We start from the raw sequence: 20,941 nt of genomic DNA, 5'->3' as shown, positions 1-20,941 counted from the left end.
CTCGGTGAGCGGGCCGCCTCAGGGACGGACGGCGGACTTGTGCGCGCTGAACGTCAGGCCGTCGCCGACGCTGAGCGTGATGTCGACGTATCCCAGCGTCTGCAGGCGCACCAGGAACGCGGACGGCTCCACCGGGTTGTAGACGTCGTTCTCGTGGAACTCGTGCAGCGCGTGGCTCGGCAGGCTGTCGGCGCCGACGAGCACGCCGCCCGGCCGCAGCACCCGCAGGATCTCCGCGAGGAGCCGGTTCTGCAGCGCCGCCGTCGGCACGTGGTGCAGCATCGTGAACGACGCCGCCGAGTCGAAGCTCTCGTCCGCGAACTCCAGCGCGGTGCCGTTGCCGTGGTGGACCTCGACGTTCGTCCCGGCGAAGCGCTCGGCCAGGCGCGCCGCCGCCTCGGCCTCGACCTCGACGGCCACCAGCCGCTCCACCTTGGTGTGCAGCCACTCGGTGGCCGCGCCGGGCCCGGGGCCGATCTCGATCAGTTCCTTGCCCAGCGCCGCGCGCCCGATGGCCTGCGGCAGCACGTTGTCCTGGAGGAACGTCGCCCACTCGGGGCTGGCGCACAGTTGCGCGTGTTTGTCGTTCATGCCGGCAACGTTAGGGACCGGGCGGGGATGTCCGACAGGCCGTAGGCTTCCACGTGATGTCGAGAACAGGACACGGCGCCGCGCTGGTCCTCATCGGGACGTTCCCGATGGCGCCGAAGACGCGGTTCGCCCGGCACACGCACGCGGTGCACCAGCTCGCGTGGGCGTCCAGCGGCACGCTCACGGTCGAGGCGGACGCGCGGACCTGGGTGCTGCCGCCCACGCGGGCGTTGTGGATCCCGGCGGGGACGCCGCACGCGGTCCTGTCCCTGAGCCGCACCACGATGACCTCGCTCTACCTGGCCGAGCTGCCGGAGGCGGTGCCCGGCGGGTGGGCGGAGCCGCGGCCGGTCGAGGTCACCCGGCTGCTGGCGGAACTCATCCGCTACCTGGACGACCCGGATCTCGACGCCGGCCGCCGGGCACGCGGTGAGGCGATGCTCCTGGACCTGCTGCGGCCGGTGGAGGTGACGACGCTCGACGCCCCGATGCCGGCGGATCCGCGCGCCCGCGAGGTCGCGCGGGCGCTCCTCGCCGACCCGGGCTGCGCGCTGTCGCTCGACGCGTGGGGCCGCCGGGTCGGCGCCTCCGGCCGGACGCTGGCCCGGCTGTTCCTGGCCGGCTCGGGGATGCCGTTCGGGCGGTGGCGCACGCTGGTGCGCCTCAACGCGGCGCTGCCCGCGCTGGCCGAGGGCCAGCCGCTGAGCCGGGTGTCGCGAGCCGTCGGTTACGAGAGGGTCAGCGCGTTCGTGGCGGCCTTCCGGCGCGAGACGGGCGTCACTCCCGGCGCGTACTTCCGGACCTCCCGCGTTTAGTGAACGTTGCGTTTCTCTGCGGTGAATCCTATGCTCCTTAGAGAACGGTCCGTTCACTAAGGCTGGTGATGCCGTGGTTCTCGTGCTGTCCGGATTGGTGCTGGCCATGCTGCTCGGCGCCCTCGATCAGACGATCATGGCGCCCGCGCTGCCCGCCGTCGCCGGAGCGCTCGGCGGGCTCGACCAGATGCCCGCCGTCGTCACCGCCTACCTCGCCGCCGCCACCGTCGTCATGCCCGTCTACGGCAAGCTCGGCGACCGGTACGGCCGCAAACCCGTCATGCAGGCCGCCGTCGTGATCTTCGTGGCCGGGGCCGTGCTGTGCGCGATGGCCACGACGATGCCGCAGTTCATCGCCTTCCGCGCCATCCAGGGGCTGGGCGGCGGCGGGCTCGTCATCGGGTCGCAGGCCATCATCGGGGAGCTCGTCAGCCCCCGTGACCGCGGGCGCTACCTCGGCCTGTTCGGGGCCGCGTACATCGTGGCCGCCGTCGGCGGGCCGCTGGTCGGCGGGTTCTTCGTCGACCGGGCCGGCTGGCGGTGGATCTTCGCCATCTACCCGCCGCTGGGGCTGCTGGCGCTCGTGCTGCTGACGGTCGCGCTCAAGCTGCCGCGGCCCCGTACGAAGGCGCCGCTCGACGTGGCCGGGGCCGTCACGCTCGGCGTCGCCGTGGTCGGGGTGGTCATGGTGGGGGAGAGCGGCAACCCGGCCTACCTCGTCCTGGCCGCCGCGGGCGTCGTGGCGTGGCTGGTCAGCGCCCGGTACGCGCGGGACCCGATCCTGCCGCTGCGGCTGTTCAGGGACCGGGCGTTCGCGGTGCCCGTGACGATCAGCCTGCTCATCGGGTTCGCGCTGTTCGGGACCGTCACCTACCTGCCCGCGTACGCGCAGATCGCCCTGCACACCAGCGCCACCCGGGCCGGGCTGCTGGTCACCGCGCTCATGGGCGGCGTGCTGCTCACCACCGTCGTCTCCGGCCGGCTCATCAGCAGGACGGGGACGTACAAGCCGTATCCCATCGTGGGCACCGCCCTCGCGGCGGCCGGGCTCGGGCTGCTGGGGCTGGCCGGGGCCGCGCCGGCCGTGCTCGTCGCCGCGCTGCTGCTGACCGGGCTCGGCATCGGGCTGGTCATGCAGGTCATGGTGCTGGCCACGCAGAACGCCGTGGCGTACGCCGACCTCGGCACCGCCACCTCGTCGGTGACGTTCCTGCGGCAGATCGGCGCGTCGGCCGGGGTGGCGCTGGTGGGCGCCCTGATCACGCTGCGGTCGGGCATCTCCAGCACCTCGCCCGCGCAGCTGCCGGACAGCGTGCGCGACGCGTTCGCCGCCGCCGCGCCGCCGATCTTCGCGGCCATGGCGCCGCTGCTGCTCGTGGCGTTCCTGCTGGCACTGGCGCTGCCGGCGCGCCCGCTGCGCACCACCGCCTACATCGAGGAGAACCAGTGAAGCTCGTCGCACCGCTGAGCGCCTTCGGGCGCGCCGACCTGGCGGTGGCCGGAGGCAAGGGCGCCAACCTGGGGGAGCTGGTCAGGAGCGGCTTCCCGGTGCCTGACGGGTTCGTCGTCACCACGCACGCGTACGAGCTGGGCGCCCAAGGGCGCGGCGTGCGCGCCGAGCTGCCCGCCGACCTGCGGCAGGCCATCACCGACGCCTACGCCGGGCTCGGCGGCGGGCCCGTCGCGGTGCGGTCGAGCGCCACCGCCGAGGACCTGCCGGGCGCCGCCTTCGCCGGCCAGCAGGACACCTACCTCAACGTCACCGGCGAGCCCGCCCTGCTCGACGCCGTCCGCCGCTGCTGGGACTCCCTCTGGACCGAGCGCGCCGTCGCCTACCGGGCCAGGCTGGGCATCGAGGACGCCGACGTGCGGATCGCGGTGGTCGTGCAGCGCATGGTGGAGGCGGAGGTCGCGGGCGTCCTGTTCACCGCGAACCCCGTCACCGGCGACCGCACCCAGCTCGTCATCGACGCGAGCAGCGGGCTCGGCGAGGCCGTCGTCTCGGGCCTCGTCACCCCGGACCACTACGTGCTGGACGCGCACGGCCACCTCACCTTCACCCCCGGGCGCCGGGAGGTGGTCGTCCGCAGCGCTCCCGGCGGCGGCGTCATTCATGAGAGCGGGGCCGGGGAGCGGGCCGGGCGGTTGCCGGATGCGGTGGTGGCGGAGCTGGGGCGGCTGGGCGGAAGGTGGCCGCGCACTTCGGGCGGCCGCAGGACATCGAGTGGGCGTACGCGGGCGGGCGGCTCCACCTGCTCCAGGCCCGCCCCATGACCGCGCTGCCGCCGCCTCCGGTGGGCCGGCTCAACCCGCTCCGGCGCCGCCTGGCCACGGTCCTGATGGAGTACCTGCCCGAGCGGCCCTACCCGATCGACATGTCCACCTGGGTCCCCTACGGCCCGGCGGGGCTGATGCGCAACGTCCTGGGCAGCTTCGGCGTGCGGCGCGCGTTCGACGGCTTCTTGCAGGAGGAGGACGGCGTCGTCTACCGGCTCGTGCCGCCGTCGCCGAAGCCGGCCCCGAAGGTGCTCATCGCGCCGTTCCTGGTGCTGGCCAAGGCGATGCGGTACGACCCGGCGAAGTGGACGCGGGACCGGCGCTTCCGCGACTACCTGGCGAAGGTCGAGGAGCTGCGCTCCCGCGACCTGGGCGCGCTGCCGTGGGGCGAGCTGCTGCGCGTGCCCCGGCAGGCGCTCGCCCTGGTGGCACCCGTGGCCGACCTGCGGGTGGACTACCTGCCCGGCACCGGGCTGGCGCTGCTGCGGCTCCTGGTGGCGGTACGGCTGCTGGGGCGGCGCGAGCTGTTCGCCGACCTGCTGCACGGGGCGCGCACCAGGACCACGGACACCAACGAGGCCCTGGAGCGGCTGGCCGCGGTGGCGAAACGCACGGGGGCGCTGGAGTCGGACCCGCCGCCCGCCGAGTTCGCGCGGGCGCTGGCGGCGTTCCTCGACGAGTACGGGCATCGGGAGACCGCCAGCCCGATCCTCGTCACGCCGCCCACCTGGGGCGATGCCCCCGAGGTGGTGCTGGGGCTGGTGAAGGTGCTGTCCGGGAGCACGCCGGAGCAGGAACGACCCGCGCGCGGGGACGCGCTGGAGCGGCTGCTCGCCCACCCCTGGCTGCGGTCGGAGGGCCGTCGCGCGCTCGTCACGCGGTGGGTGGAGGCGGCGCGGGCCGGTGTCGCGTTCAGGGAGGACAGCCACTTCTCCTTCACGATGCCGCAGCCCGTCCTGCGCCGGGCGCTGCTGGAGCTGGGCCGCCGCCTGCGTGCCGCCGGCGTCCTGACGACGCCCGAGGACGTCTTCCACCTGCGGATGGAGGAGCTGGAGGAGATCCACGACGTGGCCGCACTGAGCGGGGCGCACGCCGAGCGGCTGCGGGAGCTCGTCGCCAGGCGGGCGCTCAAGCGGGAGGAGCTGTCCGGCGTGCGGCTCATCGACCCGGCCGCGATCTTCCCGCCGTCCGTCACCGGCGACGCGCTGCTCACCGGCACCCCGGCGGGCGGCGGCACCGCGACCGGGCCGGTGAAGGTGATCACCAAGCCCGCCGAGTTCGGCCGGCTCGCCACCGGCGACGTGCTCGTCTGCCCGTACACGAACCCGTCGTGGACGCCGCTGTTCCAGCACGCGGCGGCCGTGGTCGTGGACACCGGCGGCGCCGCCTCGCACGCCGCGATCGTGGCCAGGGAGTACGGCATCCCGGCCGTCATGGGCACCGGGACGGGCACCTCCGTCCTGAAGGACGGGCAGCTCGTCACCGTCCACGGCGATACCGGCACGGTCACCGGCGCTTCCTAGAATGCATGCCATGGTCACCGACCACCGCAAGCTGCCACGACGCCGGGGCGAGGCGCTCTCCGCCGCGATCTACCAGGCCACGCTCGACGAGCTGGCCGAGGTCGGTTACGCCGGGCTGACCATGGAGCGGGTCGCCGAGCGCGCCAAGGCCAGCAAGGCGTCGCTCTACCGGCGCTGGCCCACCCGCATCGAGCTGGTGATGGAGGCGGTCTACCAGTCGTTGCCCACCCCGGAGAGCTCGCCCGACACCGGCAGCCTGCGCGGCGACCTGGTCGCCATGCTCACCCGTACGGCGCAGGCCCTGTCGGGCCCGGCCGGTGAGGCGATGCGCGGGCTGCTCGGCGAGGCGTTGCGGGGCGAGTCGCCGCTGAGCACCATGCGGCGCAACTCGCAGGGCACGGCCAGGAAGCTGATGGAGGAGGTCGTGCGGCGGGCGGTGGAGCGGGGCGAGGTGGATCCGGCGGACGTCACCCCGCGCCGCCTCGACTCCGGGCACGCGCTGCTGCGCCACCACTTCCTGTTCGAGGGGCCGCCGATCCCGGAGCGGCTGGTGGTCGAGATCGTGGACGAGGTACTCGTCCCTCTGCTCAAACCCCGCGCGACCGCCTGACCACCCGCGCTGGTCAGGGCTCAGAGGCGGATCGGGCCGAGAGGGGCGGGGTCGGGCAGGGCCGCTGGGTCGTGCGGGGCGCTCCTGAGCACGGCCCACGCCACCAGCGCCGCCAGCCCGGTGCTGAGCACCGCCCCGGCCGCCACCGCCGTGACGAACCACGGTGAGGAGTGCCGCAGCCCGAACGCCATCAGCCCCGCCACGGCCAGCCACGCGATCCCGTTCAGCATCGCGGCCACCGCCAGCGACTTGCCGGCCGCCCGCGCGCCGCCCGCCAGCACGGGCGAGCCGGACGCGGTCAGCGGCACCGGCAGGACCAGCGTCATGAGCGTCGGGACGAAGAAGCCGCCCACCATGGCGCCGCCGAGCGCCGTGACGGGATGCACGGCGTCGAACACGTAGCCGAGGTAGGCGGCCAGGACGAACCCGGCCGGGACGGCCACGGCGAGCGCCGTCAGCAGCACCCGCCGCCCCGTCGTGCGGGCCGCCGCCCCGTAGGGGGCGCGCTTCCCGGCGGCGCGCACGGCGAGGCCGAGCTGCCACGGCGACAGCAGCGCCATGGCGGCGGCCATGGTGAAGCAGGAGGTGGCCGTCCTGAACAGCCAGCCGGCCTCGGAGGCGTGGGCCGACGCGAACGAGAGCCTGGCCGGCTCGCTCACGGCCGGGTCCCACAGCAGCCACAGCGCGTAGGAGCCGGCGACGAGGATCGCCCACAGCGGCAGGCGCAGCGGCCGGGCGCCGGGGATGCGGCGGCGGTGCAGCCACGCGTCGGCCGCCCCCATCGCCAGGTCGGCCACGGTGCGCGCCCGCACGGGGCGCGCGGCGACCAGGTCGGCGACCTCCTCGCCGTAGCGCTCCCGCCACGCCTTCGGGTAGAGGCGCAGCACGGCCCCCGCCACGGCCCGCATCATGCCGGCCCCCATGCGAGGCTGCGCCGGGCCCCGGTCTGCTCCACCCGGCGCAGCGTGGCGAGCTGCTCGCGCAGCGCGGCACGCCCGCCGTCGGTGATCCGGTACGGCTTGCGCCGCTCGGCGGAGGCGACCGGCTCGATCCAGCCGCGCTCCTCCAGCCGCATCAGCGCCCCGTAGAGCGTGCCGGGCTCCAGCGACGTGCCGGAGAACTCCTCGATGTCGCTGATCATGCGGTATCCGTGTTTCTGCCCCTCGGCGAGGCTGATGAGCACGAGCAGCGCCACATCCGTGAAGCGGCCGAGCTCCTGAGACTTACGAGCCATGTATTCAGTAAAACTTAGTAAGTCTTACTGAGCAAGCCCGATCGTGCCCGCCGCGATCCGCATGCTGTGCTCGAAGGCGCCGCCCCGGTCGTGGAGGGTGTTGTTGAACTGGCCGAACACCTCAAAGTTCACCCAGCCGTACAGACTCGTCCAGGCCGAGAGCGCGCGCCAGATCACGGGGTCGGGCACGCCGGGCATGAGCTCGCGGAAGCCGGCGATGTCCGGTTCGAGCTGCGGCGGCGCCTCCTCCTCGGGGGTGCGGACCGCGCCCGCCTGCCAGGCGTCGGTCATGAGGCGCCCCAGCACGACGACGTCGCGCAGGCGGGCCTCGATCGTCTCCTGGGGCGCCTGGTAGCCGGGGACGGGGGAGCCGTAGATCAGCGCGTACTCGTGGGGATGGGCCACTCCCCACTCGCGCACGCCCCGGCAGGCGGCCAGCCAGCGCCCGAGGTGGTCGTCGCGGGGGACGGCGGCCTCGGCGCGCTCGACGGCCGCGCCGAGCGCGTTGTAGCCGTCGATGATCAGCGTGGTGAGCAGGTCGTCGCGGCTCGGGAAGTAGCGGTAGATGGCCGAGGAGACCATGCCCATCTCCCTGGCCACGGCCCGCAGTGACAGGCCGCCGGCCCCCTCGGTGGCGAGCTGCCGGCGGGCGATGTCGGTGATCTCTCGGGTGAGCTCGGCCCTGACACGTTCTCTGGCGGTGCGGCTGGCTGTCATGCGCAGCAGATTACCAGAGCGGTGACAAGAAACGAGAGCACTGCTCTTGACGATCGGCGCTCTTTTGAGAGAGCATTGCTCTCGTAAGCGGAACACCCCTCACCCGGAGGCCCCCGATGCTCGCCCTCGCCAAGAACGCCAACATGCTCCTCATGTTCCTGCTGGAGCTCGGGGTGCTGGCCTCCGTCGCCTACTGGGGCTTCACCGTCAGCCCCAACTGGGGCATCAAGCTGCTGGCCGGGCTCGGCGGTCCCGCGCTGTTCATCGCGGCGTGGGCGCTGTTCGGGGCGGGCGGCGGCGCGAACGCCACCTTCCCGCTCACCGGCCTGGCCCGCGCCGCCCTGGAGATCGTCTGGTTCGGCGGCGGCGCCCTCGCCCTCTACGCCGCAGGGGTGATCACCCCGGCGATCATCTTCGCCGCACTCTTTATCCTCAATGCGGTTCTCCGCATCTTCTGGAACGAGGTCTGATCATGGGCAAGCACGTCGTCGTCGGTGCCGGCCAGGTCGGCGCGCACCTGGCCGCCAAGCTCATCGCCCACGGGCACGAGGTCGTCGTCGTCACCCGCTCCGGCAGCGGCCCGGACGGCGCGACCAAGGTCGCCGCGGACGTCGCCGACCGGGCCAGGCTGACCGACGTCGCCCGAGGCGCCGACGTCCTCTACAACTGCGTGAACCCGAAGTACCACCGCTGGCTCACCGACTGGCCGCCGATGGCCGCCTCGTTCCTGGCCGCCGCCGAGGCGAGCGGCGCCGTCTACGTCATGCTCGGCAACCTCTACCCGTACGGGCCCGTCACCGCCCCCATGACCGAGGACCTGCCGCTCTCCTCCCCGAACCCCAAGTTCCGGGTCCGCGCCCAGATGTGGGCCAACGCGCTGGCCGCGCACGAGGCCGGCCGGATCAGAGCCACCGAGATCCGCGGCTCCGACTACTACGGCCCCGGCGCCAGCGACCAGTCCTACCTCGGTCACCGCTTCATCGTGCCGCTCAAGGCGGGCAAGCCGATCGTCTCGCCCTGGCCCGCGGACGTCCCGCACAGCTGGACGTACCTGCCGGACGTCGCCGACACCATGATCACCGCGGGTGCGGACGAGCGGGCCTGGGGCAGGCCGTGGCACGTGCCCACCGCCGAGCCGCTGACCTTCCGCCAGATGGCGGCGCGCATGGCCGCCATGTCCGGCAGCCCCGAGCCCCGGCTGCGGGTGCTGCCGTGGCCGCTGGTGCGGGCGGCCGGGCTGTTCTCGCCCATGCTCGGCGAGCTGCGGCACGTCCGCTACCAGTTCACCGCGCCGTTCGTGCTCGACTCCTCCGCCTTCCAGCGCACGTTCGGTGCCGCGCCTACCCCGGTCGACGCGGCGCTGAAGGCTACGCTCGACGGATGAAGATTGCCATGATCGGCCTCGGCGACATCGCGGAGAAGGCGTACCTGCCCGTGCTCGCCGCCCAGCCGGCCCTCGACCTGCACCTGTGCACCCGCAACGAGGCCCGGCTGCATCGGCTCGGCGACACCTACCGCATCGCCGCCCGCTCCACCAGCGTGGACGACGTGATCAAGGCGGGGGTGCGCGCGGCGTTCGTGCACGCGGCCACCGACGCCCACCCCGAGATCGTCGAGGCGCTGCTCAGCGCCGGCATCCACGTCTACGTCGACAAGCCGCTCGCCTTCTCGCTGGACGCGTGCGAGCGGCTCGTCCGGCTGGCCGAGGCTGAAGACCGGTCCCTCATGGTGGGCTTCAACCGCCGCTACGCCCCCGGCTACGCCGAGCTGGCCGCCCACCCCCGGCACCTCGTCCTCATGGAGAAGCACCGCCACAACCTGCCCGACGTGCCGCGCCGCGCCATCTTCGAGGACTTCATCCACGTCGCCGACACGCTGCGGTTCCTGCTGCCCGGGCCGGCCACCGGCACCACGATCAGGACCCGCGTCCGCGACGGCCTCGTCGAGCACATCGTGCTGGAGCTGTCCGGCGACGGGTTCACCGCCCTCGGCGTCATGAACCGGATGAGCGGCGCCTCCGAGGAGAGCTGCGCCGCCATGGGCGACGGCGCCAAGCGGCGGGTGGTCAACCTCGGGGACGTCATCGCCCACCAGGGCGGCGAGACCCTGACGCGGAGGCCCGACTGGGTGCCGGTGGCCAGGCAGCGCGGGATCGAGCAGATCTGCCTGGAGTTCCTGTCCGCCGTGCGCGACGGGCGCCGCCTCGACGCCACCGACGCGCTGGCCTCGCACGCCCTCTGCGAGGAGATCGTCGCCCAGGCGGGCGGCTGAAGACCTGAGGGGCTCAGCCGGCCGGCTTGAGCCGCATCTCCCGGTCGGCCCTGGTGAACATGCGCTGGAACGGCCTGCCCCCCAGCCGGGTCAGCACCGTGTAACCCTTCGCGTCGCTCAGCGGGCTGGACGACGACACGACGCCCGCCACCGCCCCGCCGTACAAGGCGGGGCCGCCGCTGCCGCCCGCGGCGGCGTGGCAGTTGCGCGTGATCATCAGCCCCGGCCCCTCGGACACCCCTTCGGTCGCGTCACCCACGCACCGGTACATCTTCGTGCCCGGATACCCCCGCCCCGCCGGATAGCCGAGCAGCTCGAGTCCGCGCAGCTCCGTGCCCCTGGTCGTGGCCATCGGCGGCAGCCCCCGCCCGGTGACCGACTCCAGCGGGCGCTTGCCGCTGGCGACACCCACCAGCCCCACGTCGTACGGCAGCAGCTCCGGCGAGTACGGCCGGGTGCGCCACTTGGCCGGCACCCACGTACGGACGACCGGCCAGACCCCCATCGGCGGCCGGCCCCGGTCGAAACCGGGCAGGAACGCCAGGTGCTCGAGCAGCCGCCCGTCGTGGTAGAGGCAGTGCGCCGCCGTCAGCACGAGACTGCGGCTGCGCGAGCCGATCACCGTGCCCCCGCACAACACGTCCGTCTTCGCGACCGGATCGCGGCCGAGCAGCACCCCGGTCAGCCGCCGCGCCCCCGTGTAGGGGCGCGGGACCGGCGCGTAGCCCAGGCGGTCGCCGTCAGGGGTGAGCACGTGCGGAACGGGGACGTTGCGTTGCGACACCTCGGCAACGGCGGCTGGATCGAGCAGGACGAGAGACAGGGCCAACCTGAGCACCCTGTCACTGTAGGCCGAAGATGATCAGCATCCTGACCTGCGACATGGGGGTTTACCTAACTTGTGTACTGGGAACCGAGCGCGCGCAGCCGGGCGTGCGCCGACTCGTAGACGTCCGCCGCCCCGCCGAGATACGCCTTCGGCAGCTTGGCGACCATCGTGTAGTTGGTGTCGCACACGTTCCCGACCGGCGCCTGGCCGGCCTGGCTGACGAGCTGGTAGGCGTCGAGCGTGTCGAGGCCGGTCAGCTCGGACGTCCACGTCACCAGGTCGTGCTGGCTGATCCGGTACGCGTCCTCCAGCGGCCTGGCCGACCCGGTGGACATCAGGTGCAGGTCGTCCTCCAGGCGCGGCCACGGCGTGGCGACACCCTTGATCAGCTCGACGGCGACCACGGTGTTCATGGCCGACTCCACCGCCGTGCCGCACACCTCGCCGTGCCCCTGCAGCCCGTGCCCGTCGCCGATCGAGAACATCCCGCCCTCGACGTTGACACCCAGGTACACGGTGACGCCCGCGCGCAGCTCGGGGGTGTCCATGTTGCCGCCGTGCGCGTCGGGCGTGATCGTCATGCGGGCCTCGTTGGCGCCGGGGGCCACGCCGACCGTGCCGTGCATGGGGTCGAGCGGCAGCGCGACACTGAAGTCGCTGTTGCGGGCGTGGTAGACGGCGACGTTCTTGTCGAGGTCGATGTCGTACCGCCAGACCCGCTCCTCCAGCGGCGGCTGCAGCATCGCCGTGGTGTGCGTCCCGGTCAGCGCCCCGAAGTGCGGGAACGTCGTGGACACCGCCCAGTCCCTGGCCGGGGTGATCGAGATGAAGTGCAGCGCCAGCGTGTCGCCGGGCTCGGCGCCCTCGACGTGGAAGGGCCCCGTCACCGGGTTCAGATACGGGAACTCACAGACCTGGGACGGCAGGTCGTCCACCGTCTGGACCCGGCCGCCGAAGCAGTCCTCGGTGTAGAGCTCCAGGATCGTGCCGGGACGCACCTTGCCGAGGGCCGGCCGGCCGCCGAAGGTGTAGCTCAGCTCCTCCGGCTTGGGACGGTAGGAGACGACGTTCATTTGACCTCCGTGGGAAGGATGGGACGGCGGCCCAGCAGGTAGGAGCCGGCGAGGACGAGCAGGCCGATGGCCAGCCAGATGCCGCCGACCCACTGGGCCGCGACGTTCTGGTTGATCACGACGGCCACCAGGACGATGAAGCCGATCACGGGTGCGATCAGGTGCGCCCAGAAGTTGCGGCTGCGCTGCCTGATCAGGTAGTGCACGACCACGGCGATGTGCAGCAGCAGGAAGGCGAACATGGCGCCGAAGTTGACCAGCGAGGCCAGCTCGCCGATGCCGTTCGTCCTGGTGCTCATGTAGATGCCGAGGACCAGCGAGATGCCGGCGACGGCGAAGGTGGCGTTGACCGGCACCCGGTGCTTGGGGTCCACGACGGCGAGGAAGCGCGGCAGTTGCCGGTCGCGGGCCATCGCGAACAGCAGGCGGGAGGTGGCGGCCTGCGCGACCAGCGAGTTGGCGAAGCCCCAGGCGATGGCGGTGGCGACGGCGGTGAGCACCGAGAGCCACTGGCCGCCGGCGAACGCGGCGGTGTCGTAGAAGGCGCTGCCCGCGGCGTCGCCTGCCTCGATGAGCTTGGCCCGGTTGGGGGCGAGCAGCGCCGCCACCCACGTCTGCACCACGAACAGCACGGCCGCGACACCGAGCGCGGCGACCATGGAGCGGCCGAGGCGCCGGGCGTCCTCGCGGTTCTCCTCGGCGAGGGTGGAGATGCCGTCGAAGCCGAGGAACGACAGCACCGCCACCGACGCCGCGGCGAGCACCACGCTCCAGGTGAAGGAGGAGGGCTCGAAGAGCGGGGTGAGCGCGCCGGTCTGCGCCTTGCCCTGGGCGAGGGCGATCCCGCCGACCACGAGGAAGATCGCCAGCACGGCCAGCTCGGCGACCAGCATGATGCGGGTGATCCTGGCCGTCATCTGGATGCCCAGGTAGTTGACGACGGTGTTGAGCAGGACGAAGATCACCAGCCAGGCCCAGACGGGGATCACCGGGACGAACGAGCTCATGGCCGTGCTGGCCACCAGATACAGCAGCGAGGGCACCAGCACGTAGTCCAGCAGGATCGCCCAGCCGGCGATGAAGCCGACCGGGGCGGCGATGCCGCGGCCCGCGTAGGTGTAGACGGACCCGGCCATCGGGAACGCGCGGGCCATCTGCGCGTACGACAGCGCCGTGAACGCCATCGCGACCAGCCCGATGAGGTAGGCCAGCGCGACCATCCCGTGGGAGACGGCGAACACGTTGCCGAAGATCCCGAACGGGGCGATCGGCACCATGAAGATCAAGCCATAGATCATCAGATCGGCGAAACCGAGGGAGCGCTGAAGCTCCTGGCGGTAGCCGAACTGCTCGACGCTGCTCATGTACGGCTCCTCGTGCTTGGGGGGCGTTCTGCACCTTAGAGCCAAAGCTTTCTACTGAAAAGGTTTCTCCAGAAAGAAGCCCAGGCCGTCGGCCCTGCCCAGGTGCACCGGCTGCCGCACCTGCCGATCCACCAGCGTGAGCGTGCCCCGGGCACTGGTGATCGTGGTGCCGTCGGACACCGCGTCCAGCTCCGGCACCGCCATCGAACCCGCCCGCGCGCACAGGGCCGCCAGCATCGCCACCGCCTCGTAGCAGCCGTGGCCGTGCGCGTTCAGCATGGGGGCGTCGTCGCCGAACCTGGCCGCGTACCGCTGCGCGAAGTCCAGGCTCGCCGGGGTCGGCAGGTCACGGAAATAGCCCATCGACGCATACAGCCCGCCGGTCGCGTCACCGCCGATGCCGAGCAGGCCGTGCTCCTCCAGAGCCCCGCACAGCCGGGCCGCGCCCAGCCCCGCCGCCGCGAACGCCCGGTTGAACGCCACCAGGTCACTGCCGATCAAGGTCAGCAGGATCGCGTCAGGACGGGCGTCGGCCACCCGGCCCAGCCAGCGCACCGCCTCGCCGTACCGGACGAAACGCTCACCCACCACCGTGGCGCCCGCCGCCCGCAACCGCCGGCGGGCGCTGGCGTGCACCAGGCGCGGCCAGATGTAGTCGTTGCCCAGCAGGAACCAGCGGCGTGCCCGGCGCGGGCCCGCCAGCCACTCGATGCCGGGCGCGAGCTGCCGGTCGGGGGTCTCGCCCAGAAAGTAGACGCCCGGCGCCCGGCCGCCGCCCTCGTACGGCGGCGCGTACACGAACGGCACCCGCCCCCCGATCGCCGCCACCACCTCCACGCGCACGTCGCTCGCGTGCGCGCCCGCCACCGCCTCCACCGTGCCCGACCGGACCAGCCCCGCCACCTCGGCCGCCACCTGCCCGGCGGGACGCCCGCCGTCGATCAGCACCAGCTCCACCGGGCGGCCCAGCACGCCGCCCCCCGCGTTGACCTCCTCGGCGGCCAGCGCGGCGCAGTTGATCGCACACGGGCCCATCAGGCCCAGCACCCCGGACACGGGGACGATCAGGCCGATCCTGACCGCGCCGGAAGGGAGGAGCCGCGCTTCGAAAGGATCGACGGTCGCCGCCACGCCGACGAGTATCCTCCCACTTAGCTCCCCGACGAAAGGACCTCACCATGACGACCTCAGGGCTCGGGTCCTCACTCGCCTACCTGCTCAGCCGTGCGGAGCGCAGCGTCAACCGGGGGCTGGCGGCGGTGCTCGCCGGCGAGGACGTGACGGTCGAGCAGTGGCGCATCATGCGCGCCCTGGCCGACGGGCGGGGCGCCTCGATGGGCGAGCTCGCCGAGGCGGTGCTGATGCCGCACCCGACGCTCACCAAGGCCGTGGATCGGCTGATCGATCGGGCGCTGGTGTATCGCGGGCCGGCCAAGGGGGACCGGCGGCGGGTGGCGGTGTTCGTGTCGGGGCGGGGGGCGGAGCTGCTGGCCCGCGTCGATGGGGCGGTGGCCGAGCAGCAGGGGGTGATCGCCCTGGCTTTCGGCCAGGAACGCACCGAGCGCCTCATGCGTGATCTGGAGAGCCTGATGGAGGCCCTGGATTACGCCGAGCTGCGCCTCTGACGGCTTTTCAGGTCACGAACTTTCAGGTCACAGGCTTTTCGGCAACCCCCACGGGCCGCCGCCGTTATGCGTGTCGGAGACCCGCTGCGCTCGCCGTAACCCACGCATCACCTCCCGCCGTGCGCGCCCTGGCGTGGGGTGAGGGTGCGGGCGAACAGGGCCGCGTGGGCGGTGATGCGGTGGCGGGCGCGCTCCAGCTGGGCCTGCGTCGCCTCGGCGTGGAGCCACAGCATGCGGGCGTGGGCGATGGGGGCCAGGAGGGCGTAGGCGAGGTCGTCGGGGCTGCCCAGGTCCGTACGGATGCGGCCGTCTGACTGCCAGGCCGCGAAGCGGGCCGACAGGTGGGCCAGGGCGTCCTCGATGCCGAGGTCCAGCAGCTCGTCGTGCATGAGGCCGTCGCGGGTGACGAGGCTGGTGACCTGGCGGGAGCGGGGGTCGTCCCAGGCGGCCAGGACGCGGGCGGCGAACGTCTCGACGAAGGCGGCGGGGTCGTCGGGGGCGTCGTCGATGGCGAGGGTGGCGGCCTGGGGGCCGGCCAGTTCCATGGCGGCGTCGTAGAGGGCGCGTTTGCCGTCGAAGTGGGCGTACAGGACGCTCTCGCTCAGCCCGACCTCCCGGGCGATGGCCCTGATGGAGGTGCCGGCGTAGCCCTGGCGGGCGAACAGGCGCAGGGCGGCGTCGAGGAGTGCGGCCTTGGTGTCGCCGGCCTCGGCCTTGGCGGGGCGGCCGGGGCGGCGGCGGGGTGCGGTGGTGCTCACGAAGAACATCCAACCACCTCTTGAAAAATAATCGATCGTTCGATTAGTTTGGAGGCATGAGAAGGGAGACAGTCTGATGTCGAGGTCACGGATTCCGGAGCGGGAGATCGCGGAGCGGCCCGAGGGGTACGGCGGGCCCAACCTGTCGCCGGTGGGGCTGGAGCTGGCGCCGCACACGTTCGCGGAGGGCGTCCACGCGCTGATGGCCAGCCCTCCGCCGAAGGACAACAACGGCGTGGTGGCGGGCAGGAAGGCGGCCCTGGTGATCGACGCGGGCATCACGCCCGAGGTCTCGGTCAAGATCCAGGAGGCGGCCGCCGCGCTCACTGGCCGGCCCCCGCGCTACCTGGTCAACACGACCTACCACGGCGACCACACGTTCGGGAACGCCGCCTTCCCGGAGGAGGTCGTCATCGTCTCCTCGCGGGCGAACAAGGAGAACATGACCGACCTGGCGTACGAGAAGCAGGTCAGGTCGGGCAACATGTACGGCGACGCGGCGCTGCTCGACACGGTCGGCGAGTGGCGGCGGCCGGATGTCGTGTTCGACTCCTACGCGGAGATCGACCTCGGCGGCCGGGTGGTGGAGCTGCACCACTTCGGCCCGGGCAACGGGCCGGGCGACACCGTGGTCTACGTCCCCGACACGCGCACGGCGTGGACCGGTAACTTCCTCTGCCACGCCGGCACGGCCCACATGCTGCTCCAGGGCGGCCCCGAGCCGTACGCGGCGTCGCTGCGCCGGATGCGCGAGGCCCTGCCGGAGCTGGAGACGATCGTGCCGGGCCACGGGCCGATGGGCGACGGCCGGGCGGCCGTGGACACGCTGCTCGGCTACCTGGAGCGGCTGCACGACGACGTGGTGGCGAGCGTGGAGGCGGGGCGGAGCCTGGAGGAGACGTACGCGGCGTGCGCCGACCCGTGGGCCGAGCGCCTGGATCCCCGGCTGGCGGCGGCGCTCGGCGGCTACCAGGTGCCGAGGGAGGCGGCCGAGCGGGGCATGCTCGCGCTCTGCCGCGACCTGCACCGCCTCAACATCCTGGCCACCTACCGCCTCTACAGCGCCAGGTGAGCCCGCACCCTCCGGGTGCCCTCAGCCCGCCACCGCTTGTGGGCGCCCTCAGCCCTGCTCGCGCTTCTTGGAGGCGTCGACCAGGACCAGCGCCACCAGCCCCGCCACCGCCACCACCGGATACCCCCACAGCGGCAGCTCCACCAGCCGGTGCAGGAACCCCCACTCGCTGTCGAACCACATCCGCCCGGCGAACCCGACGAGCCCCTGGATGACGGCGATCACGGCGACGACGTTGATGATTCCTCTCATGGCTCCACGATCGCAACGCGGGGCCCGCCCCGGCATCGAACCTTGGGCGAGCCCCGTGCTACTAAAGTCGCGGACCCAGCGGGATCAGCAGTTTCTGCGGGATCACGGGTAGAGGCCGCGCATCTGGTGCGCCTCGGCCACCCGGCCCACGCCGATCACGTGCGCCGCCTGCCGCAGCGTCAGGCCGCGCTCGGCGGCCAGCGAGGTGACCTCGGAGAACGCGCCGAGCATGAGGTCGCGGAGCTTGAGCTCGACCTCGCCCGAGCTCCACGAGTACGCCTGCATGTTCTGCACCCACTCCAGGTACGACACGATCACCCCGCCCGAGTTGGCCAGGATGTCCGGCACCACGAGCGTCCCGTTCGCGGCGAGGATCTCGTCGGCCTCGGGCGTGGTGGGGCCGTTGGCACCCTCGACGATCATGCGGGCGCGGATCCGGGGCGCGTTGGCCTCGGTGATCACGCCTTCGAGCGCGGCCGGGACGAGCACGTCCACGTCGAGCTCCAGCAGGTCGTCGTGGGACAGCGCGTCGGCCTGCGGGAAGCCCGCCACGCCGCCGGCCTGAGCCGCGTGCCCGCGCAGCCGCGCGATGTCGAGGCCGCCGGCGTGGTGCACGGCGCCCGTCACGTCGGACACCGCCACGACCTTGCACCCGGCGTCGGACAGGTATTGGGCGGCCAGCGCCCCCACCTTGCCGAAGCCCTGCACGGCCACGGTGACGCCCTCGGGCGAGCGGCCGAGCGCGGCCAGGGCCGCGATCTGCACGCCGCGCGAGGTGGCGCCGTTGCGGCCGAGCGAGCCGCCGAGCGTCATCGGCTTGCCGGTGACCACTCCGGGCACGGAGTAGCCGGCGTTGACGCTGTAGGTGTCCATGACCCAGGCCATGGTCTGCTCGTCGGTGCCGACGTCGGGCGCGGGGATGTCCTTCTCCGGGCCGATCAGCGGCAGGATCTCGTTGACGTAGCGGCGGGTCATCCGCTCCAGCTCGCGGGTGGTGAGCCCGGCCGGGTCGATGGCCACGCCGCCCTTGGCGCCGCCGTACGGGATGCCGACCAGGGCGCACTTCCACGTCATCCACATGGCCAGCGCGGTGACCTCGTGGATGTCGGTGCCGGGATGAAAGCGCAGCCCGCCCTTGGCGGGGCCGCGCGAGACGTTGTGCTGGACGCGGAAGCCCTGGACGACGTCGAGGCGGCCGTCCTCGCGCCGGACCGGCACCGAGACGGTCAGCGAGCGGCGCGGCGTGGCCAGCATCGTGCGGAGCCCGTCGTCGAGCCCGAGGTGGCCGGCGGCCTGGTCGAGCTGGTGGAGAGCGGAGTCGAGGGCCTGGCGGCCCGGGGTGATCAGGGCCGGCGTCGTTGACGGCACCATGATGCTCATGGAAGAAGTTCCTCCCGGTATGGACGCCCTATTTGCGGGAAAAGCGCCATTGCCTTCCCTTTTTGGGCGTTGATGTCACGATCATCCTAGAGCGGGGGGTTTGGCCTTGCCTAGTTGTTGGTAGAAATCCAAGCCGCTGATCGGATGCTGTGGACCGTGCCACTCTGGCAGGCTTGCGGAGCGAGAGTGTGCCGGATCGACGAATTGAGGAGTGGAATGCCCGCACTGGTGGTGGGGCCGATGCTGAGACACGTCGACTCGGACAGCGCTTCGATCTGGGTGGAGACCGCCGAGCCCTGCACGGTCACCGTGGAGGCGGATGGCAGGTCTTACCGGTCGCCTACGTTCACCGTGCACGGACACCACTACGCGATCGTGGATCTCGTCGAGTTGTCCCAGGATATCGCGTCGTACGCGGTGAAGCTCGACGGGGAGCAGGTTTGGCCCATGGCGGGTCGCCCGCCGAGCCGGATCCGGCTGCTGCCCCCCGAAGGGGTGCGCCGGCTGGCGTTCGGATCGTGCCGCACCAGCGTGCCGCACGATGCCGCGCACGTACGCAGCCACGGCGACGACGTCCTGCGCGCCTTCGGCGAGCACCTGCCGGAGGCGGACGAGGAGGAGTGGCCGGACCTGCTGGTCTTACTCGGGGACCAGGTCTACGCCGACAACCCCTCACCCGACATGCTCGCCTACATCCGCTCGCGCCGGACGACCGAGCCGCAGGGCGAGATCGCCGACTTCGAGGAGTACGCCGAGCTCTACCGCCAGGCGTGGACCGAGACCGAGATCCGCTGGCTGCTGTCCACCGTGCCGACCGCGATGATCTTCGACGACCACGACCTGCGCGACGACTGGAACACCTCGCAGCCCTGGCGCGAGCAGATGGCCCGCACACCGTGGTGGCAGCGCCGCGTCGTCGCGGGGCTCGGGGCGTACTGGGTCTACCAGCACCTCGGCAACCTCTCGCCCGCCGAGCGCGCCGAGGACGAGCTGCTGGCCAAGCTGATGGCCGGCGACGGCGGGGCGGCGCTCGACGCGTTCGCCGAGCGGGCCGACGCCGAGCCGAGCAGCAACCGCTGGAGCTACTCCCGCGACCTCGGCACCGCCCGCCTGATCATGGTCGACACCCGCTGCGCCAGGCAGCTCACGCCCGGCGACCGGCGCATGCTCGACCCGGGGGAGTGGGCCTGGCTGGAGGAGGAGGTCCGGCGGCCCGCCGAGCGGCTGATCATCGGCTCGTCGATCCCGTTCCTGCTGCCCGAGGGCGTGCACGGCGTCCAGAACTGGAACGAGGCCCTGTGCGACGGCAAGTGGGGCCCGCTCGTGCGGCGCTGGTCCGAGACGTTCCGCCAGGCCATCGACCTGGAGCACTGGGCGGCGTTCCGCCGCTCGTTCGAGGACCTGGCGCGGCTGCTCATGGGGCTGGGCAAGCCGGTGCTGATCCTGTCGGGCGACGTGCACTACTCCTACCTGGCCAAGGCCGACCGGGGCCAGGTCTTCCAGATCGTCTGCTCGCCCATCCGCAACCCGCTCAGCCGCATGCTGCGCTGGGCCAACGTGTTCACCCAGTTCTCCATCGCCACGCTGGTCGGCAGCCTGCTGGCGCGGCTGGCGGGCGTGCCGCGCCCGCCGTTCCGCTGGAAGATCACCAAGGGCCCCTGGTTCCAGAACGCGCTGGCCACCCTCGACCTGCCCGACCAGGTCACCTGGTACGGCTCCACCGGCGACGCGGTCAAACCGATCGACGGCACCCGCCTACGCTGATCGGCATGCACGAGGACACCTACGCACCGGCCGTTCCCTTCTACGACCTCTTCCACGAGGACGGCCACGTGCCCGCGATCCGCGAGCTGCTGCCCCCGCTGCTCGCGGACGTGCGGGGCGCCGTCGCCGAGATCGGCGCCGGCACCGGCCTGATCACCGAGCTGATCGCCCGCACCATCCCCGGCGAGGTCTACGCCCTGGAGCCGTCGCTCGGCATGCGCTCGGTGCTGGTCTCCCGCCTGGCCACCGACCCCGCGCTGCTGCGCCGGGTGACCGTGCTGCCGTGCGGGGCGCTGGACGCCGAGGTGGACGAGCCGGTCGAGGCCGTCGTGATGATCTCGGTGCTGCAGAGCTTCGCCGCCCCCCAGCGGGCCGAGCTGTGGCGGGTGCTGGGCCGGCAGCTCGCGCCGGGCGGGCGGCTGCTGTTCAACTGGCGCGACCGGGCGCCCGCCGAGCCGGGCGAGCTCCACGTCATGGGGTCCTACCAGGTCGGCAGGCACACGTACGAGGTGGCCGGGCAGGTGGTGGCGGCCGAGGGGGAGCGGGTCGTCTCGCGCTTCCGCTACCGGATCAGGCAGCGCGGCGTGGTGATCAGCGAGGACGAGGTGGTCTCCACCGCACACTGGCCCGCCGGGGACGTGCTGGCGGCGGAGCTGAAGGCGGCCGGGTTCGAGCCGGACGAGGCTCCCGAGGGGATGCAGGTCTGGCGGCTGCCGAAATAATGGGAACCGTCCTCCGACGTGCGGCCAACAACAGGGTGACCGCACAAGAGAGGACCGGCTAAGT

Annotated in this window: 23 protein-coding genes; 12 read left to right on the top strand and 11 right to left on the bottom strand. The window is 72.5% G+C overall.

Annotation, left to right across the window (positions count from 1 at the left end):
* Window positions 1–18: 18 nt before the first annotated feature.
* Window positions 19–591 carry a class I SAM-dependent methyltransferase gene (locus KIS93_RS47775; RefSeq protein WP_080041912.1) on the bottom strand — a complete coding sequence of 191 codons (573 nt, stop codon included), beginning with the start codon at window positions 589–591 and terminating at the stop codon, window positions 19–21.
* A gap of 56 nt (window positions 592–647) precedes the next feature.
* Between KIS93_RS47775 and KIS93_RS47770 the strand changes: the two genes are divergently transcribed.
* From KIS93_RS47770 to KIS93_RS47750, 5 genes are all read left to right on the top strand, one after another.
* The gene (locus KIS93_RS47770) at window positions 648–1,406 is read left to right on the top strand and encodes an AraC family transcriptional regulator (protein WP_155128370.1); all 759 of its coding nucleotides are present in this window, start codon (window positions 648–650) and stop codon (window positions 1,404–1,406) included.
* Between the two features lie 73 nt (window positions 1,407–1,479).
* Complete coding sequence (locus tag KIS93_RS47765; RefSeq protein ID WP_230465491.1) at window positions 1,480–2,856, top strand: MFS transporter; 1,377 nt, start codon at window positions 1,480–1,482, stop codon at window positions 2,854–2,856.
* Complete coding sequence (locus tag KIS93_RS68510) at window positions 2,853–3,680, top strand: PEP/pyruvate-binding domain-containing protein (RefSeq protein ID WP_186404849.1); 828 nt, start codon at window positions 2,853–2,855, stop codon at window positions 3,678–3,680. Before KIS93_RS47765 ends, KIS93_RS68510 begins: the two co-directional genes overlap by 4 nt.
* Window positions 3,596–5,206, top strand: coding sequence for a PEP-utilizing enzyme (locus KIS93_RS47755; protein ID WP_186404848.1), 1,611 nt, complete (start codon window positions 3,596–3,598; stop codon window positions 5,204–5,206). Before KIS93_RS68510 ends, KIS93_RS47755 begins: the two co-directional genes overlap by 85 nt.
* 10 nt (window positions 5,207–5,216) lie before the next feature.
* Window positions 5,217–5,816 carry a TetR/AcrR family transcriptional regulator gene (locus tag KIS93_RS47750; RefSeq protein WP_080047126.1) on the top strand — a complete coding sequence of 200 codons (600 nt, stop codon included), beginning with the start codon at window positions 5,217–5,219 and terminating at the stop codon, window positions 5,814–5,816.
* Window positions 5,817–5,836: 20 nt separating this feature from the next.
* On the opposite strand, the gene KIS93_RS47745 is transcribed toward KIS93_RS47750, so the two are convergent.
* The 3 genes from KIS93_RS47745 to KIS93_RS47735 are packed head-to-tail and all read right to left on the bottom strand — an operon-like array spanning window position 5,837 to window position 7,767.
* On the bottom strand, window positions 5,837–6,727 hold the full coding sequence (locus tag KIS93_RS47745; RefSeq protein ID WP_155128368.1) for a hypothetical protein: 891 nt from the start codon (window positions 6,725–6,727) through the stop codon (window positions 5,837–5,839).
* Window positions 6,724–7,050 (bottom strand): PadR family transcriptional regulator, encoded by a 327-nt coding sequence (locus tag KIS93_RS47740; protein ID WP_080041908.1) that lies wholly within the window; start codon window positions 7,048–7,050, stop codon window positions 6,724–6,726. Before KIS93_RS47740 ends, KIS93_RS47745 begins: the two co-directional genes overlap by 4 nt.
* A gap of 24 nt (window positions 7,051–7,074) precedes the next feature.
* Window positions 7,075–7,767, bottom strand: a complete 693-nt coding sequence (locus KIS93_RS47735) for a TetR/AcrR family transcriptional regulator (protein ID WP_080041907.1) — start codon at window positions 7,765–7,767, stop codon at window positions 7,075–7,077.
* Window positions 7,768–7,883: 116 nt separating this feature from the next.
* On the opposite strand from KIS93_RS47735, the gene KIS93_RS47730 reads away from it, so the two are divergent.
* From KIS93_RS47730 to KIS93_RS47720, 3 genes are read left to right on the top strand one after another with little or no spacing between them, the layout of a single operon-like run.
* Window positions 7,884–8,237 (top strand): YrdB family protein, encoded by a 354-nt coding sequence (locus KIS93_RS47730; protein ID WP_080041906.1) that lies wholly within the window; start codon window positions 7,884–7,886, stop codon window positions 8,235–8,237.
* Window positions 8,238–8,239: 2 nt separating this feature from the next.
* Complete coding sequence (locus tag KIS93_RS47725) at window positions 8,240–9,151, top strand: NAD-dependent epimerase/dehydratase family protein (RefSeq protein WP_080041905.1); 912 nt, start codon at window positions 8,240–8,242, stop codon at window positions 9,149–9,151.
* Window positions 9,148–10,038: a Gfo/Idh/MocA family protein gene (locus KIS93_RS47720; protein WP_080041904.1), complete on the top strand. Its 891-nt coding sequence runs from the start codon at window positions 9,148–9,150 to the stop codon at window positions 10,036–10,038. Before KIS93_RS47725 ends, KIS93_RS47720 begins: the two co-directional genes overlap by 4 nt.
* 13 nt (window positions 10,039–10,051) lie before the next feature.
* Here the strand turns inward: KIS93_RS47720 and KIS93_RS47715 are convergent, their stop codons facing one another.
* From KIS93_RS47715 to KIS93_RS47700, 4 genes are read right to left on the bottom strand one after another with little or no spacing between them, the layout of a single operon-like run.
* On the bottom strand, window positions 10,052–10,876 hold the full coding sequence (locus tag KIS93_RS47715) for a trypsin-like serine peptidase (RefSeq protein ID WP_080041903.1): 825 nt from the start codon (window positions 10,874–10,876) through the stop codon (window positions 10,052–10,054).
* A gap of 56 nt (window positions 10,877–10,932) precedes the next feature.
* Window positions 10,933–11,940 carry an acetamidase/formamidase family protein gene (locus tag KIS93_RS47710; protein WP_080041902.1) on the bottom strand — a complete coding sequence of 336 codons (1,008 nt, stop codon included), beginning with the start codon at window positions 11,938–11,940 and terminating at the stop codon, window positions 10,933–10,935.
* Window positions 11,937–13,304, bottom strand: a complete 1,368-nt coding sequence (locus tag KIS93_RS47705; RefSeq protein WP_080041901.1) for an APC family permease — start codon at window positions 13,302–13,304, stop codon at window positions 11,937–11,939. The genes KIS93_RS47710 and KIS93_RS47705 overlap by 4 nt, the downstream gene beginning before the upstream one ends.
* Window positions 13,305–13,355: 51 nt before the next feature.
* Window positions 13,356–14,435 (bottom strand): substrate-binding domain-containing protein, encoded by a 1,080-nt coding sequence (locus KIS93_RS47700; protein WP_230465490.1) that lies wholly within the window; start codon window positions 14,433–14,435, stop codon window positions 13,356–13,358.
* 47 nt (window positions 14,436–14,482) lie between these two features.
* On the opposite strand from KIS93_RS47700, the gene KIS93_RS47695 reads away from it, so the two are divergent.
* Window positions 14,483–14,929 (top strand): MarR family winged helix-turn-helix transcriptional regulator, encoded by a 447-nt coding sequence (locus KIS93_RS47695; RefSeq protein WP_168009308.1) that lies wholly within the window; start codon window positions 14,483–14,485, stop codon window positions 14,927–14,929.
* A gap of 107 nt (window positions 14,930–15,036) precedes the next feature.
* Here KIS93_RS47695 and KIS93_RS67935 read toward each other — a convergent pair whose 3' ends face one another.
* Window positions 15,037–15,696: a TetR/AcrR family transcriptional regulator gene (locus tag KIS93_RS67935; RefSeq protein ID WP_080041900.1), complete on the bottom strand. Its 660-nt coding sequence runs from the start codon at window positions 15,694–15,696 to the stop codon at window positions 15,037–15,039.
* Between the two features lie 67 nt (window positions 15,697–15,763).
* Between KIS93_RS67935 and KIS93_RS47685 the strand changes: the two genes are divergently transcribed.
* Window positions 15,764–16,759 (top strand): MBL fold metallo-hydrolase, encoded by a 996-nt coding sequence (locus tag KIS93_RS47685; RefSeq protein ID WP_080041899.1) that lies wholly within the window; start codon window positions 15,764–15,766, stop codon window positions 16,757–16,759.
* A gap of 48 nt (window positions 16,760–16,807) precedes the next feature.
* Here KIS93_RS47685 and KIS93_RS47680 read toward each other — a convergent pair whose 3' ends face one another.
* Together KIS93_RS47680 and KIS93_RS47675 are read right to left on the bottom strand one after the other, a co-directional pair.
* Window positions 16,808–17,011: a hypothetical protein gene (locus KIS93_RS47680; protein WP_080041898.1), complete on the bottom strand. Its 204-nt coding sequence runs from the start codon at window positions 17,009–17,011 to the stop codon at window positions 16,808–16,810.
* A gap of 102 nt (window positions 17,012–17,113) precedes the next feature.
* Window positions 17,114–18,391 (bottom strand): Glu/Leu/Phe/Val family dehydrogenase, encoded by a 1,278-nt coding sequence (locus tag KIS93_RS47675; protein WP_080041897.1) that lies wholly within the window; start codon window positions 18,389–18,391, stop codon window positions 17,114–17,116.
* Window positions 18,392–18,607: 216 nt separating this feature from the next.
* Between KIS93_RS47675 and KIS93_RS47670 the strand changes: the two genes are divergently transcribed.
* A complete protein-coding gene (locus tag KIS93_RS47670; protein ID WP_186404847.1) occupies window positions 18,608–20,155 on the top strand; it encodes an alkaline phosphatase D family protein in 1,548 nt (515 codons plus the stop codon).
* A gap of 5 nt (window positions 20,156–20,160) precedes the next feature.
* Window positions 20,161–20,877 (top strand): class I SAM-dependent methyltransferase, encoded by a 717-nt coding sequence (locus KIS93_RS47665; protein WP_080041896.1) that lies wholly within the window; start codon window positions 20,161–20,163, stop codon window positions 20,875–20,877.
* Window positions 20,878–20,941 lie beyond the last annotated feature (64 nt).

Origin of the sequence: [Actinomadura] parvosata subsp. kistnae (assembly GCF_900323885.1) — a bacterium.
Classification (GTDB): domain Bacteria; phylum Actinomycetota; class Actinomycetes; order Streptosporangiales; family Streptosporangiaceae; genus Nonomuraea; species Nonomuraea composti.
Note: the sequence above shows the minus strand (reverse complement) of the source record. Positions and strands in the feature narration are given on the sequence as shown.